This is a genomic window from Phytopseudomonas straminea, assembly GCF_900112645.1.
Classification (GTDB): domain Bacteria; phylum Pseudomonadota; class Gammaproteobacteria; order Pseudomonadales; family Pseudomonadaceae; genus Aquipseudomonas; species Aquipseudomonas straminea.
In genome coordinates this window covers 170,941-185,444 of the sequence record NZ_FOMO01000001.1, presented here as the reverse complement: position 1 = coordinate 185,444, position 14,504 = coordinate 170,941, and the positions used below count along the sequence as shown (strand labels likewise).

At 63.8% G+C, this 14,504-nt stretch carries 10 protein-coding genes; 4 read left to right on the top strand and 6 right to left on the bottom strand.

All coding sequences use genetic code 11. The annotated features are described in order from the left end of the window. Window positions 1-23: 23 nt before the first annotated feature. The 3 genes from BM279_RS00800 to glnA all read right to left on the bottom strand — a co-directional run bounded on the left by BM279_RS00800 (window position 24) and on the right by glnA (window position 2,820). The gene (locus BM279_RS00800) at window positions 24-650 is read right to left on the bottom strand and encodes a DUF4124 domain-containing protein (RefSeq protein WP_093500055.1); all 627 of its coding nucleotides are present in this window, start codon (window positions 648-650) and stop codon (window positions 24-26) included. 5 nt (window positions 651-655) lie between these two features. After that, window positions 656-1,186 (bottom strand): DUF4124 domain-containing protein, encoded by a 531-nt coding sequence (locus BM279_RS00795; protein ID WP_093500053.1) that lies wholly within the window; start codon window positions 1,184-1,186, stop codon window positions 656-658. Window positions 1,187-1,413: 227 nt separating this feature from the next. Further along, window positions 1,414-2,820 carry a glutamate--ammonia ligase gene (gene glnA / locus BM279_RS00790; protein WP_093500051.1) on the bottom strand — a complete coding sequence of 469 codons (1,407 nt, stop codon included), beginning with the start codon at window positions 2,818-2,820 and terminating at the stop codon, window positions 1,414-1,416. 330 nt (window positions 2,821-3,150) lie between these two features. Here glnA and thiI point away from each other — a divergent pair, with 330 nt between their 5' ends. The 4 genes from thiI to BM279_RS00770 all read left to right on the top strand — a co-directional run bounded on the left by thiI (window position 3,151) and on the right by BM279_RS00770 (window position 11,503). After that, window positions 3,151-4,605 (top strand): tRNA uracil 4-sulfurtransferase ThiI, encoded by a 1,455-nt coding sequence (gene thiI, locus BM279_RS00785; RefSeq protein ID WP_093500049.1) that lies wholly within the window; start codon window positions 3,151-3,153, stop codon window positions 4,603-4,605. 172 nt (window positions 4,606-4,777) lie between these two features. After that, window positions 4,778-6,598, top strand: a complete 1,821-nt coding sequence (gene typA / locus BM279_RS00780) for a translational GTPase TypA (RefSeq protein WP_093500047.1) — start codon at window positions 4,778-4,780, stop codon at window positions 6,596-6,598. A gap of 298 nt (window positions 6,599-6,896) precedes the next feature. Further along, a complete protein-coding gene (locus tag BM279_RS00775) occupies window positions 6,897-10,148 on the top strand; it encodes a DUF2339 domain-containing protein (protein ID WP_093500045.1) in 3,252 nt (1,083 codons plus the stop codon). Continuing rightward, a complete protein-coding gene (locus BM279_RS00770) occupies window positions 10,145-11,503 on the top strand; it encodes a DUF3999 domain-containing protein (protein ID WP_093500043.1) in 1,359 nt (452 codons plus the stop codon). Before BM279_RS00775 ends, BM279_RS00770 begins: the two co-directional genes overlap by 4 nt. Window positions 11,504-11,537: 34 nt before the next feature. Here the strand turns inward: BM279_RS00770 and BM279_RS00765 are convergent, their stop codons facing one another. From BM279_RS00765 to BM279_RS00755, 3 genes are all read right to left on the bottom strand, one after another. Continuing rightward, complete coding sequence (locus tag BM279_RS00765) at window positions 11,538-12,623, bottom strand: serine hydrolase (RefSeq protein ID WP_244154100.1); 1,086 nt, start codon at window positions 12,621-12,623, stop codon at window positions 11,538-11,540. Then, a complete protein-coding gene (locus tag BM279_RS00760; protein ID WP_093500038.1) occupies window positions 12,607-13,680 on the bottom strand; it encodes a serine hydrolase in 1,074 nt (357 codons plus the stop codon). Before BM279_RS00760 ends, BM279_RS00765 begins: the two co-directional genes overlap by 17 nt. Window positions 13,681-13,776: 96 nt before the next feature. After that, complete coding sequence (locus tag BM279_RS00755; RefSeq protein ID WP_093500035.1) at window positions 13,777-14,169, bottom strand: YkgJ family cysteine cluster protein; 393 nt, start codon at window positions 14,167-14,169, stop codon at window positions 13,777-13,779. Between the last annotated feature and the right edge of the window lie 335 nt (window positions 14,170-14,504).

Here is a 14,504-nt window from a genome sequence, read left to right as displayed (position 1 = left end):
AAACCCTGAAACCGAGCCGAAAGTTAAAGGAACGGCAGGATGCCGATGATGCCTTTGTCCTCTTCCTTGGGCTTGTCCTTGATCGGGCACTCGGGGCGCACGCCGTAATCGTCCTTTTCGCAGGGGCGAACCTTGCGCTTCTGGGCCAGGGACACGCGCTTCATGTGGAAGGGCTGGCTTGGCGTGCGTTCGACGATGATGCCGCCCTCGGTGATGATCTCCACGGCAATCTGGTGGGTGCCGCGGTCGATATTCTGCAAGGGGAACACCGGGCTGCGCCCAGCTTCGCCGTAGGGCTGGCCATCGAGCAGCAGGCGATAGCGGTGGCCCGGGTACAGGGCTGGCTCGGCATTGGCGGTGACGATCAGGTTGCCGGCGTTGTCGTTGATGGTCGCGTCAGGCTGCGGAATGGTAATGCGCAGCAGCTCGTAGCTGAGGATCGGTCCGGCGGGGGCGGCAGGAGCGGGAGGGGGTGACAGGCGCCGAGTTGGCTGCTCGATGCGGTTGGACGGCGCCATCTGCACCTGTTTGGCGTTGCCATCGCGAGGGCTGTCGGTGAACACCCGGTTACCCTCGGCATCCACGTAGGTGTAGACCTGGGCGAGGCTCGGCAGGGCGACCAGTAACAGGGCGAAAAGCAGCGCGCGCATGGCCTTCAGTTACCCCGACCCGGGCTGTGGGTGCCGACCCGCTGCACCGTGAAGGTGCGCGTCTCGCTCTGCTGAACAATCCGCTCGCCCTGCATCACGGCCACGGCAATGCTGTGCTCGCCGCGGTCCACTTCAGTCAGTTGCAGGCGCGGCACGTTGCTAGGCTGGCCATAAGGCTTGCCGTCGAGCAGCAGGCGCAGGCTATGTCCTGGGCCCAGGCGCGGTTCGATGGTCACGCCGACGGAAAAGGTGCCGTTGTTGGCGCGTAGCGCTTCCTCGCTGGGCAGGTCGCGCAGTTCGAGAATCTGGTAGGGATTTTGCGGCAGTTCGCTCAGGCGCGGTTCGCTGCTGGTTGTAGTGGGCGCTTCCGCCGAGGTGCTGGTGTTGATCGGCTTGAGCTCGACGCTTTCGGCCTTGGTACCTTCCGGCGGCTGGTTGGTGAACACCGTGTTGCCGTTGGCGTCAGTGTACTTGTAGATCTGTGCGCTGACCGGCAGGGCCAGGATCAGCAGCAGGCAAGTGAGCGTGCGGCGCATCGGGCCGTTCTCCTGTCGGGTGATGGCGATAGCCTTGCACCGCCATCGCGTGCTGGCAAGCGCGCGGCTCCAAGGATTTGCACTGGCGCTGAAAAATAGCCGGGCATAAAAAATGACTGGGGCCATTTGCACTCTCGCCTGCCACGTTTCGCAGGCGGCGGGCATAAAAAAACCTCCCCGGCAGAACCGGGGAGGTTTTCGTTACGCCGCCAGGCAGCGTGGCTGGCTTAGACGCTGTAGTACAGGTCGTATTCCAGCGGGTGTACGAAGGTGCGTACCTTGATTTCTTCTTCCGATTTCAGCTCGATGTAGGCATCGATGAAATCGTCGGAGAACACGCCGCCCTTGGTCAGGAACGCGCGGCCCTTGTCCAGCTCTTCCAGGGCTTCTTTCAGGCTGCCGCAAACCTGCGGGATCAGCTTGCCTTCTTCCGGCGGCAGGTCGTACAGGTTCTTGTCCGCTGCGTCGCCAGGGTGGATCTTGTTCTGGATACCGTCGATACCGGCCATCAGCAATGCAGCGAAGGCCAGGTACGGGTTGGCAGCCGGATCCGGGAAGCGCGCTTCGATACGGCGGGCTTTCGGGCTCGACACGTACGGGATACGGATCGAAGCGGAACGGTTGCGAGCCGAGTAGGCCAGCATGACCGGCGCTTCGAAGCCCGGAACCAGGCGCTTGTAGGAGTTGGTCGACGGGTTGGTGAAGCCGTTCAGGGCCTTACCGTGCTTGATGATGCCGCCGATGAAGTACAGAGCGGTCTCGGACAGACCGGCATAGCCTTCGCCTGCGAAGGTGTTCTTGCCGTCTTTGGAGATCGACATGTGGACGTGCATACCCGAACCGTTGTCGCCGTACAGGGGCTTGGGCATGAAGGTCGCGGTTTTACCGTAGGCATCGGCCACGTTGTGTACGCAGTACTTCAGGGTCTGAACTTCGTCAGCCTTGGCGACCAGGGTGTTGAACTTCACACCGATTTCGTTCTGGCCGGCGGTGGCCACTTCGTGGTGGTGCACTTCGACGACCAGGCCCATTTCTTCCATGGCATTACACATGGCAGTACGGATTTCGTGGTCGTGGTCGCACGGCGGAACCGGGAAGTAACCGCCTTTGACGGCTGGACGGTGGCCTTTGTTGCCGCCTTCCACGTCCTGGTCGGTCATCCAGGAGCCTTGCTCGGAGTAGATCTTGAACATCGAGCCGGAGATGTCGGACTTGAACTTCACTTCGTCGAAGATGAAGAACTCTGGCTCCGGGCCCACGAATACGGTGTCGCCCAGGCCGGTGCCTTTGAGGAATTCTTCGGCGCGCTTGGCGATGGAGCGTGGATCGCGGTCATAGCCTTGCATGGTGCTCGGCTCGATGATGTCGCAGACCAGGATCAGGGTCGGCTCTTCGGTGAACGGATCCAGTACGGCGGTATCGTCAACCGGCATCAGGATCATGTCGGAGGCTTCGATGCCTTTCCAGCCGTGGATGGAGGAGCCGTCGAACATCTTGCCGTGTTCGAAGAAGTCTTCGTCCAGGGCGTCACGGGCCGGCATGGTCACGTGGTGCTGCTTACCTTTGGTATCGGTGAAGCGCAGGTCTACCCACTTCACGTCGTGTTCTTTGATCAGTTGAACAGCCTTAGACATGTTGTCCTCCAGGTGGATAGGGTCGTTCGTTGACCCTTCTTTGAGTTCGTGACGCCGGGCCCGATAGTCGGCCAGGACACCCTGCCTCACAAGGGAGCAATATGCATGCCAGTGCCCCGTGATGGACGCATGCCCCGAAACACAGCGCTGTAGCAGCTAGTGGCGCTACAAAACGAACCACTTAAGCACCTCAATGGTGCAATTTATTGGCATTGTGTTCGATCTTGGTGCGGCGTCAGATTGTTTGCGGATTTTTGATCAAAGGTTGAGCAATTTCCTTTATAATCCGCGCCCCTGTTTTTCAGGCCCTGGCCCCCGACATTTGCTCCCATGAAACTGATCGTCAAAGTCTTCCCGGAAATCACCATCAAGAGCCCGCCGGTTCGCAAGAACTTCATTCGGCAGCTGGCCAAGAACATCCGCGTGGTGTTGCGTGATCTCGACCCGCAGCTGCAGGTCACCGGTGTCTGGGACAATCTGGAAGTGAAAACCGAGGTGGCCGAGCCCAAGGTCCAGCAGGAGATCGTCGAGCGCCTGAGCTGCGTGCCAGGCATCGTGCACTTCCTGCAGATCGACGAATATCCGCTGGGCGACTTCGACGATATCGTCGCCAAGTGCAAGCTCCATTACGGCGAGCAACTGGCCGGCAAGATCTTCTCGGTGCGCTGCAAGCGCGGTGGCCGCCATTCGTTCTCCTCTATAGATGTGGAGCGCTACGTCGGCAGCCAGCTGCGCCAGCAGTGCGGCGCTGCCGGTATCGACCTGAAGAAACCCGAGGTCGAAGTACGCATCGAGATCCGCAACGAGCGCCTGTACGTCATTCATCACCAGCACCCGGGCCTGGGTGGCTACCCCCTGGGCTCGCTGGAGCAGACCCTGGTGCTGATGAGCGGCGGCTTCGACTCCACCGTGGCGGCCTACCAGATCATGCGCCGTGGCTTGATGAGCCACTTTTGCTTCTTCAACCTCGGCGGCCGCGCCCACGAGCTGGGCGTGATGGAAGTCGCTCACTACCTGTGGAAGAAGTACGGCAGCAGCCAGCGCGTGCTGTTCATCAGCGTGCCGTTCGAGGAAGTGCTCGGCGAGATTCTCGGCAAGGTCGACAACAGCTACATGGGCGTCACCCTCAAGCGCATGATGCTGCGCGCCGCCAGCCGCCTGGCCGAGCGTCTGCAGATCGATGCTCTGGTGACCGGCGAGGCAGTCAGCCAGGTGTCCAGCCAGACCCTGCCGAACCTCTCGGTGATCGACTCGGTCACCGACAAGCTGGTGCTGCGCCCGCTGATCACCAGCCACAAGCAGGACATCATCGACACCGCCGAGACCATCGGCACGGCCGAGTTCGCCCGTCACATGCCCGAGTATTGCGGCGTGATTTCGGTGAACCCGACCACCAAGGCCAAGCCCCATCGCGTCGTCCATGAAGAAGAACAGTTCGACATGGCGGTGCTCGAGCGCGCCCTCGAGCGTGCGCGCCTGATCGCCATCGATCGGGTGATCGAAGAGCTGGGCCAGGACGTGCAGGTCGAGGAAGTCGCCGAGGCGCTGCCCGGCCACGTGGTGATCGACATTCGCCACCCCGACCAGGCCGAAGATGAGCCGCTGGAAATCGAGGGCGTGGAAGTCCAGGCGTTGCCGTTCTACGCCATCAATAATCGTTTCAAGGAGCTGGACGAGAACCGCCAGTACCTCCTTTATTGCGACAGGGGCGTCATGAGCCGCCTGCATGCCCATCACCTGCTGAGCGAGGGGCATGCCAATGTGCGCGTTTATCGTCCGGCATAAGACGCCCGGACTCAATGGCGGCAGCATCCGCCATCGCCCTCCCGACCTGATTGGCGGTGAGTTTGCCGCCACACAGCCTTAACAGACTGCCTTTACCCTTAATCCCGATTTTTCGCGTTGGGCCCTTGAAGCAACTGCCGGGTAGCCCGACCCAACCTACGAGACCACTACTGTGATCGAGAATCTACGCAACATCGCCATCATCGCCCACGTTGACCATGGCAAGACCACCCTGGTCGACGCTCTGCTGCGTCAGTCAGGCACCCTGGAGCGCAGCGAGCTCAACGACGAGCGCGTGATGGACAGCAACGACCAGGAAAAAGAGCGCGGCATCACCATTCTGGCCAAGAACACCGCCATCAAGTGGAACGACTACCGCATCAACATCGTCGACACCCCCGGCCACGCCGACTTCGGCGGTGAAGTAGAACGCGTGATGTCGATGGTCGACTCCGTACTGCTGGTCGTCGACGCCCAGGACGGCCCGATGCCGCAAACCCGTTTCGTGACCAAGAAGGCCTTCGAAGCCGGCCTGCGTCCGATCGTTGTGATCAACAAGATCGACCGTCCGGGCGCGCGTCCTGACTGGGTCATGGACCAGATCTTCGACCTATTCGACAACCTCGGTGCCACCGAAGAGCAGCTGGACTTCCAGGTCGTCTACGCCAGCGCCCTGAACGGCATCGCCGGTCTGGACCACACCGACATGGCCGAAGACCTGACTCCGCTGTACCAGGCCATCGTCGACCACGTGCCGGCGCCGAACGTCGACATCGACGGCCCGTTCCAGATGCAGATCTCCGCACTGGACTACAACAGCTTCCTGGGCATCATCGGTGTTGGCCGTATCGCCCGTGGTCGCGTCAAGCCGAACACCCCGGTCACTGCCATCGACACCGAAGGCAAGAAGCGTAACGGCCGTATCCTCAAGCTGATGGGCCACCACGGTCTGCACCGCGTGGACGTCGAAGAAGCCACTGCCGGCGACATCGTCTGCGTCAGCGGCATGGACGAGCTGTTCATCTCCGACACTCTGTGCGACCAGAACAACGTCGAGGCCATGAAGCCGCTGACCGTCGACGAGCCGACCGTTTCCATGACCTTCCAGGTCAACGATTCGCCGTTCTGCGGCAAGGAAGGCAAGTTCGTCACCAGCCGCAACATCAAGGAGCGTCTGGACAAGGAACTGCTGTACAACGTGGCCTTGCGCGTCGAAGAAGGCGACTCGGCCGACAAGTTCAAGGTCTCCGGCCGCGGTGAGCTGCACCTGTCGGTACTGATCGAGAACATGCGTCGCGAAGGCTTCGAGATGGGCGTTGGCCGTCCGGAAGTGATCATCCGTGAAGTCGACGGCGCCAAGCACGAGCCGTACGAGAACGTCACCATCGACATCCCGGAAGAATCCCAGGGCAAGGTCATGGAAGAAATGGGTCTGCGTAAAGGCGACCTGAGCAACATGGTGCCGGACGGCAAAGGTCGCGTACGCCTGGAATACAACATCCCGGCTCGTGGTCTGATCGGCTTCCGTAACGCCTTCCTGACCCTGACCAACGGTGCAGGCATCCTGACCTCTATCTTCGACCGTTACGACGTGATGAAGTCGGGCCACATGTCCGGCCGCCAGAACGGCGTACTGGTGTCGATCGATACCGGCAAGGCGCTGACCTACTCCCTGGAAACCCTGCAGGCGCGCGGCAAGCTGTTCGTCGAGCACGGCCAGGAAGTCTACAACGGTCAGATCATCGGCCTGAACAGCCGCGACAACGACCTGGGCGTCAACCCAACCAAGGGCAAGAAGCTCGACAACATGCGTGCTTCGGGCAAGGACGAAACCATCGCCCTGGTGCCGCCGGTTCGCTTCACCCTGGAGCAGGCTCTGGAATTCATCCAGGACGACGAGCTGTGCGAAGTGACGCCGAAGTCGATCCGTCTGCGCAAGAAGATCCTCGACGAAGGCGAGCGCACCCGCGCTGCCAAGAAAGCCAAGAACTGATCCCGTTCTAGCTGACTGAACAAGCCCCCGCCGGTGTGAACCGGCGGGGGCTTTTTTGTGGGTGCTGGCAATGCAGGCAGAGTCGCCAAAATCGAGCATTTTTTGCCGGCTGCCAGGAACAATCCGCTTCTGTGTTGTCTGTGCCGATGCGCAGGCGCGCCGCCGGGTTCGGCTTGATGTTCGTCTGCCACATTTGTGATCGACTGCATCATCCAACTGGTGCGCGCAGCCCCTATAATTCGCGCTCTGCCAGGCCCGCGCCCGGCATGGATGATCTTCTCTTCAAGGATTCGAACGCATGCAGTGGATTTTCATGCTGATCGGGCTGGTACTCGGTGCCCTGGTGCTGGGCGCCGTGAGTGGCGAAGCGATGGCAGGCGCGTTGCTGGGCGCTTTCGTCGGGCTGGCGGTAGGGCAGGCGATCGCGCTGCAGGCGCTGAGGCTTCAGCACGAGGCGCTACGCAAGTCGCTGGCAGGGCTGATCGAACGCTTCAACCTGGGCACGGGCGATCTGCATGAGCGCCTGCTGCGGCTGGAGACGGGCGCGCCGCCACAAACCGATGTCGCGGTCGAGCCCCATGAAGAGGCACTTGCGCAGCCTGCTGTCGAACAAGCTGCTGCGGCGCCGGTAGAACCAGCGGCGGAGCCTGAGTGGGAGCTCGAGCTGGAACTGCCCGCCGCCTCGCCTGGCGAGCCGGCGGTACAGTCGAGCCCGGAGCCCGTCTTGGAGCTTCCTGACGTGCCGCATGTCCCGGCAGCTGCGCGCGTTACCGAGCCGCCAGCGCCAGGCCTTCTGGAACGTGGTATCACCGCGGCGCGGGACTGGCTGCTGGGCGGCAATACCGTGCTGCGCGTGGGCCTGGTGCTGCTCTTTCTGGGGCTGGCCTTCCTGCTGCGTTATGCCTCCGAGCGGGTGGTAGTCGCCATCGAGTTTCGCTACGCCGGTGTGGCGCTGGCGGCGATTGCGCTGCTGGCGCTGGGCTGGTGGCTGCGTCAGCGGCGCCCGGCCTACGCTTTGCTGATGCAGGGCGGTGGTATCGCCGTGCTTTATCTGACGGTATTCGCGGCCATGCGCCTGCACCCCTTGCTCACGCCGCAGGTCGCGATGGTGCTGCTGGTGGTGGTAACGCTGTGTTCGGCGGTGCTGGCCATCCTGCAGGATGCCCGCGGCCTGGCCGCGGCGGCAGCGCTTGGCGGCTTCGCGGCGCCGATCCTGGCCTCCAGCGGCGGTGGCAGCCATGTTGCGCTGTTCAGCTATTTCGCTCTGCTCAACGCCGGGATCTTCGCCATCGCCTGGTTCAAGGCCTGGCGTGAGCTCAACCTGATCGGTTTCGTCGGCACCTTCGGTATCGGTCTGGCCTGGGGCCTGCGTTCCTACACGCCGGATCTGTGGCTCAGCACCCAGGCGTTTCTGGTGCTGTTCTTCCTGATGTACGTGGCCATCGGCCTGCTGTTCGCCCGTCGCCGTCTGCTCGAGGCGCCGAGCGAGCCGGAGAACGATTCCCGCCAGGCCCTGCTCAAGTGGTCGGCGCGCCAGACGGGCTATGTCGATGGCAGCGTGCTGTTCGGCACACCACTGGTGGGCTTCGGATTGCAGTACGCGGTGGTTCAGCACCTGCCCTTCGGCCCGGCGTTCAGCGCGTTGGCCATGGGCCTGCTTTACATGGCGCTGGCCCGGGTGCTGGTTGCCCGTGCACCGGGGCGTGCCGTGCTATTGATGGAAACCTGCCTGGCGCTGGGCGTGATATTCGCTACCCTGGCCATTCCGCTGGGGCTGGATGCCCGCTGGACTTCCGCCGCTTGGGCGGTCGAAGGCGCTGGCCTGTACTGGCTGGCGTTGCGTCAGCAGCGTTTGTTCGCGCGCCTGTTCGCCCTGCTGCTGCAAGTGGCCGCCGCGGCGGCCTATCTGTGGGACGTACGCTTCGGTTACGACACCTTGCTCACCGGCTCGGCACTCGGTGCGCTGATGCTCGGAGTAGCGCTGCTGTTCAGCTTCCTGCAGCTGCGCGGCGCGGGAGATACCGTTACGGATCGCGAGCGCAAGCTTCAGCCTGCCCTGGCCTATGGCGGCCTGGCCTTCCTCTATTTGCTCGCTCCGCTGTGTTTCGGGCCCTACGCCACGGCTGCCGCCTGGGCCGTGGCCAGCGCCGCGACGTTGCTTGCCGGATTGTCGCTGGGCGCGCGCAGCCTGCTGACCGGCGCTTTAGTGGTGCAGGCCTTGGGCGGCATCATCTACCTGATCTTCAGTGACGGTCTCTACCAGGCGTTGGTAGACGAAACCCAACGGCCGCTCGCCCACCTGGCGTTCTGGACGCCCGTGCTGCTGGCGCTGGCGGGCCTGTTCTGCGCTTGGCGCCTGCACCTTGCCGGGCGCTTGAACCGTGCCGACCTGCGGTCTATGGCGTTGCAGGAGCTATCCAATGTGGCGCTGTGCTGGTTCGCCGCCTGGTGGCTGCTGGCAGCGTTCAGCGAGATAGCGCGCTTCGTTCCGGAGCCACTGCAGGCGCACGTATTCCTGCTGGTCGCGGCGATCAGTCTGGCCTCCACCACCCTGTTCGCTCTGCATCAGCGCTGGCCGGCACTGGCGGTGCTCAGTCTGGCGCTGGTGCCGCTGGGTTTCGCCGCCGTACCGTTCGCCTGGCATCTGGACTATCACCCGCTGGCTGAGCTTGGTTGGCTGGCCTGGCCGGCGCTGTTCATCGTGCATTTGCTGATGCTGCGGCGCGTTGTCGGGCTGGCGCCGGAGGTGCTGGTGCGCAGCAGTCATGTGCTTGGTTGCTGGTTGCTGCTCGGCGTCGTGGCGCTGGAGCTGCGCTTCCTGTTCGCGGCCCTGGCGGAAAACTACAACGCCTGGCGCTGGCTGGGCTGGGTGCTGGTGCCGTGCGCCTTCCTGCTGCTGATGAGCGTGCGCCGGGCGCTACCCTGGCCGATGGCGGCCTATCCGCGGGAGTACCGCAGCTATGCGGCGTTGCCAATCGCCGTTGTCTTGCTGGGCTGGTTCTGGCTGGTCAACCTGCTCAGTGACGGTTCTGCCGAGCCACTGCCGTATGTGCCGCTGATCAACCCGCTTGAGCTGGGCATGCTGATCGTGCTTTTCGCCGTGCAGCACTGGGCCCGGCAAGGCCTGGCCATGCTGGCGATCAGAGCAGAACACCTGCGCAGGGCGACCCAGGACGTGATGGGTGCTTCCTTGTTCGCGCTCTTGACCATGATGGTCTGCCGCACCGCCGTCCATTGGGGGCAGGTGCCGTTCCAGGCCGATGCACTGGTGGGGTCGCAGCTGGTGCAGGCTGGGCTGTCCATCGTCTGGACGCTGATCGCCTTGGGCCTGACCATTACCGGGCATATACGTGTACGGCGTGATCTGTGGATGGTCGGCGCGTCGCTGATCGGTGTGGTGGTCGTTAAGCTATTCTTCGTCGACCTGGGAAACAGCGGTAGCCTGGAGCGGATCATTTCCTTTATCGGCGTCGGCGTGCTCCTGCTGGTGGTGGGCTATTTCGCCCCGCTGCCGCCACGCCGAGAAGCCAAGGAGCAGGTGCCAGCATGAAGCTGAATATCGCGTTGGCGCTGCTTACGCTGGGCACGCCTCTGGTGGCCGCGGCCGAGCTTTCCGAGCGTCCCCTGGACTATGCCGTGAGCGTACCGCTGACCCTCAGTGGCGAGGGCCCCTGGTATCGGATGCAGTTGCCGATGGAAGCTCAGCTTGCTGCCCACCACGCCGACTTTCGCGACCTGCGCCTGTTCAATGGCGAAGGCGAGCGCCTGGCCTACAGCCTGATCCCCGGCGCCGAGCGCTTTGCCGAGAGCCAGCAGCGCGCCGATCTGCGGCTGTTCCCGCTGCGTGGTCCGGCAGGACGCCGCGATGCCGTGCCGACCTTGCGTGTGCAGCGTGGCGATGATGGCTCGATCATCGAAGTCGCCGAACCGGCCGCCACTGCCGAGGTGTTGCGCGGCTGGTTGCTGGACGCCAGCGCCACAGACTTTTCCCTGCAGCGCCTCTACCTGGAGTGGCAGGCCGAGAGCGAAGGCTTCCAGCGCTTCAGCATCGAGGCCAGTGACGACCTGGATCATTGGCGGCCCGTGGGCGAGGGGCAGGTCGCCCGCCTGAGCTTCAATGGCGAACGCATCGACAAGAGCGAAGTGGAGCTGCCGACTATCCGGGCGCGCTACCTGCGCCTGCTGTGGCTGGCGCCGGAGCAGGCGGCCAACCTCAGCGCTGCCAGTGTCAGCGGCACACGCAGTAAGGCCGAACCTGCTGCGCTTATCTGGTCGGCTGCGCTGCAGGGGCAGGTGGATGAGCAGGGCGTTACCTGGACCCTGCCGCTGGCCTTGCCACTGGAGCGCGTGCGCGTCGAGATCGAGCAGGCCAACAGCGTGGCTCCGGTGATGCTGGAGGGGCGACGCGACAGCAAAGGGCCGTGGGCGCCGCTGGCGAACTCGGTTCTTTACCGACTGCCTGGTGATGGTCACGAGCTGGTGCAGGATCAGATCGAGCTGCCGCCCCTGCCGGTCAGCCAGTTGCGCTTGCAGGTCGATAGCCGCGGCGGCGGTCTGGGGCTGAGCGAGCCGCGTCTGCAGGTTGCCATGCGCGCGACTGAGCTGCTGTTTCTGGTTCGCGGCAATCCGCCTTATCAGCTGGCCCTTGGCCGGACGAATGCACAGGCGGGGAGCCTGCCCGTCACCACCCTGGTGCCCGGTTTCGATGCACAGCGCCTGGCGGGCATGGGGCAGGCGGTCATCGATGGCCGGATTGCGCAGGTTGATTTGGAGCCTGCGGCCCTGCCGGCGGAGCCTGGCTTCGACTGGAAGCGCGCCGGTTTGTGGGCCGTGCTGTTGATCGGTGTCGGCGTGTTGGTGCTGATGGCGCTCAGTGTGTTGCGTGCGGCCAACGGACGCGCCTGAGCGCAAGCGCCGCTGTGGCTAATACTGCGGGCTTTCAGGCCGTTTCGGCAGGCGCGTCCAGCACCAGCTCCTGAATCGCCTCGCCGACCCGTTCGAACAGCTTGCCGGCTTCGGCGTCCTCATCGAGCGCCTCGGCGCAGGCGAGGATGACCAGGGCGTCTTCGCCCTCTGGGTTGGCGATGCCCATGTGGCAGGCGCGGCCGCGCTGGGTGCCGGTTTTCTGAATAAAGGGCAGCTGTTCGCTCAGGCCGGCTTCCAGGCGATAGGCCTCGTAGCTGTCCAGGCCCATGATGTCGTAGAGCAGTTCGGTGCTGGGCCGGGAGAGTAATTCGCCCTTGGCCAGCTTGCCGAGCAGCTGCCCGTAGGCGACCAGCGTGGCGCTGTTCAGGCCGCTCTCGTAATAGCGCCGGTAGGCCTGGTCGATGTCGCGGGTTTCCAGCTGTTCGGGCTTCATGTCCAGGGCGTTGGCCACCGCCTCGACTCGCTGCGGGCCGAGCGGCGCCGCGGCGATTTCGACGATCTGGCGATTTTCAATTGAGCGGGCGTCGGAGTGCAGCTGCCCGTACAGGTCGCGGCGCACGTCCAGCAGACGGGTCACCTTGCCGAAGTCGCCGCCGGCGGCTGCAGTGATACGCTCGTTGATGCGCTCCAGGCCGGCTGCGCGGATCAGCATGTCGGCGGCGGTGTTATCACTCTCCTGCAACATCTCGCGCAGCAGTTCACCGACGCTGTAACGGGAGCCGGCGTCTTCCCACACCAGGCCACCGGAGCCGTCGACCCGGTCGCCTTCTTCGAGGGTGATCGGCTGGTCGAGCTGCAGCTTGCCGTCGTCGACTTCCTGCAGCACGGCGATGGCGATTGCCGCCTTGGTGGCCGAGGCCAGGTACCAGCTGCGCTCGGCGTGATGGCTCAGCTCGCTGCCGTCAGCAGTGCGCAGCAGATAGACGCCCAACTGACCGGGCGAGGCCTCGTCGAGTTCGCGCAGCCGCTCGGCCAAAGCGTCGAAACGCGCGTCTCGTTGGGGTGCAGCCCACAGCCACAGAGACAGCGCCGCACAACCAAGCAGGGCGAGGCCCGCGAACAGGATCTTCATGGCCAGGCCCTCAGTTGATTGCGTCACGGCTCAGCACTCCAGAGTCTGTGAGGGCTTCGCCCACCTGGCGCAAGGTGCGTTCGGCCTTGCTCAGGGACAGTTCGCCCTGCACGCAGGCGACGATCAGTACCGGCTCGGCGGCGCCACGCTGAGGTGTTTCGATCAGCCCCGAGTCACAGATACGCGCACGCTGGGTGCCGGTCTTGTGGGCGAGGCGGGCGTCCTTTGGCAGGCCGGCGATCAGGCGTTTGCTGCCGGTCTTGACCCGACTCATCACCGACAGCAGGTAGGCGGTCTGCTCATTGCCCAATGCCTGGCCGGTGGCCAGCCGTTCGAGCAGCTCGCCATAGGCCGAGAGCGTGGCGGCGTTGAGGTTGCTGCGGTAGTAGGCGGTGTAAGCGCTGCCCAGGCTGATCGGTGCCAGGGCCGAACGTGGGACGCCGAGTAGCTCGGCCAGGCGGTTCAGGCGCGCGTCGTCCTGGCGTGCCTGGCGCAGACGCAGCAGGTCGCGGCCACCGAGCTTCGCCGCCGCCGGGTGCAATTCGGCATAGATATGCCGGCGCACGTCGCCCAGGGTGGTGATCGGCTCGAAGCCCTCTGGCACCAGTTCGCGCACCAAGCCGTTTACGGCATCCAGGCCGGCCAGGCGAATCAGCCGGTCGGTGGCGGTGTTGTCGCTGTAGATGATCATCTGCTCGAGCAGAAAGCGCACGCTCAGGCGCTCGCCGGGCCCGTACTGGTTGGTGCTGCCGGCACCATCGACAAAATCGTCAGCTTCAAGCGACAGGCGTGTGTCGAGCTGCCAGTCGCCGCGCTCGACACCGCGCAGCACCGCAATGGCCACCGGCACCTTGATCCCGGAGGCCATATACCAACGTTCTTCAGCACGCAGGGTGACCGCCAGGTTGCTGTGTAGATCCTTGACGTAGACGCCCAGCTCGCCTTTCTGTTTGGCGGTGATTGCCTGCAGGCGTTCGAGCAGCGGCTCCTGCCAGTCAGGCTGCGCGCTGTCGCCCGTTGCAGTGCCTGCCAGTGCAGCGGCGAGAGCAGCAAACAGGGCGTGCGCAAGAAAGCGGGAGCGCATGGAAATCCTCCGGGTGGCGGTGCGGGCCGGTGTGGAGGATTCGAGGGATCAGCGAAGCGTGGTGTTCAGGCGTCCGGGTAACCAGACGTTGCAGCCTTACTTAGGCCGCCAGGCGCAGTAGCCCGGGCGCGGGCCGATCTTGGGATGATTACGGCAGGTGTCCGGGCGCCGGTCATAGATGGTGCACAGCCGGGTCTTGCGATCCAGGTAATAGCAGTCGTTGTTGCTCATGCGCGTCAGGGTGAAGATTCCGGACTTCTGGTTGAAGCGCTCCACCAGGCCGTCTTTCTGCAGGCGCTTGGCGATGTTGCGTGGCGGTTCGCCACGCTCGAATTCGTCGACCACGCCGATACGGATCAGGTCATTGATACGCACTTCGACCGGCAGCTGACAGCAGCTGGAAATGCAGCTGTGGCACATGTCGGCGGTGTAGCGTGCCCAGGTGTCGAGGCGGTCGATTTCCGCGGCGGCGATCAGGTTGCTTTTCATCTCGGGGAGGTTCGCATGGTTTGGCGGCGCGCGATCATAGCTATGTTGGGGAAATAGTGAACAATTATCTGCCGGCCGGCGGCTCCACTTCGGCGTTTTTCCCTGCACTGGTCCGATAAAAAACTGCGGAGAATGCAGCGAATTGCAGTATTGTAGCGGCGAAAATTCCCGCCCTCCCTGTCTGCCCTCATTGGCTCGCGGCTCGGCTGGATTTTAGGTCGCCAGGCGCTTTGCGCTGGCCTCTATCCTGAGCCTGTCGGAATGGATACGTCCTCCATGCTTGCCCGTGTCTCGCGTCGCGCTGCGTCGTGCCCGGCCGTTTTCTGCCGCCGGGC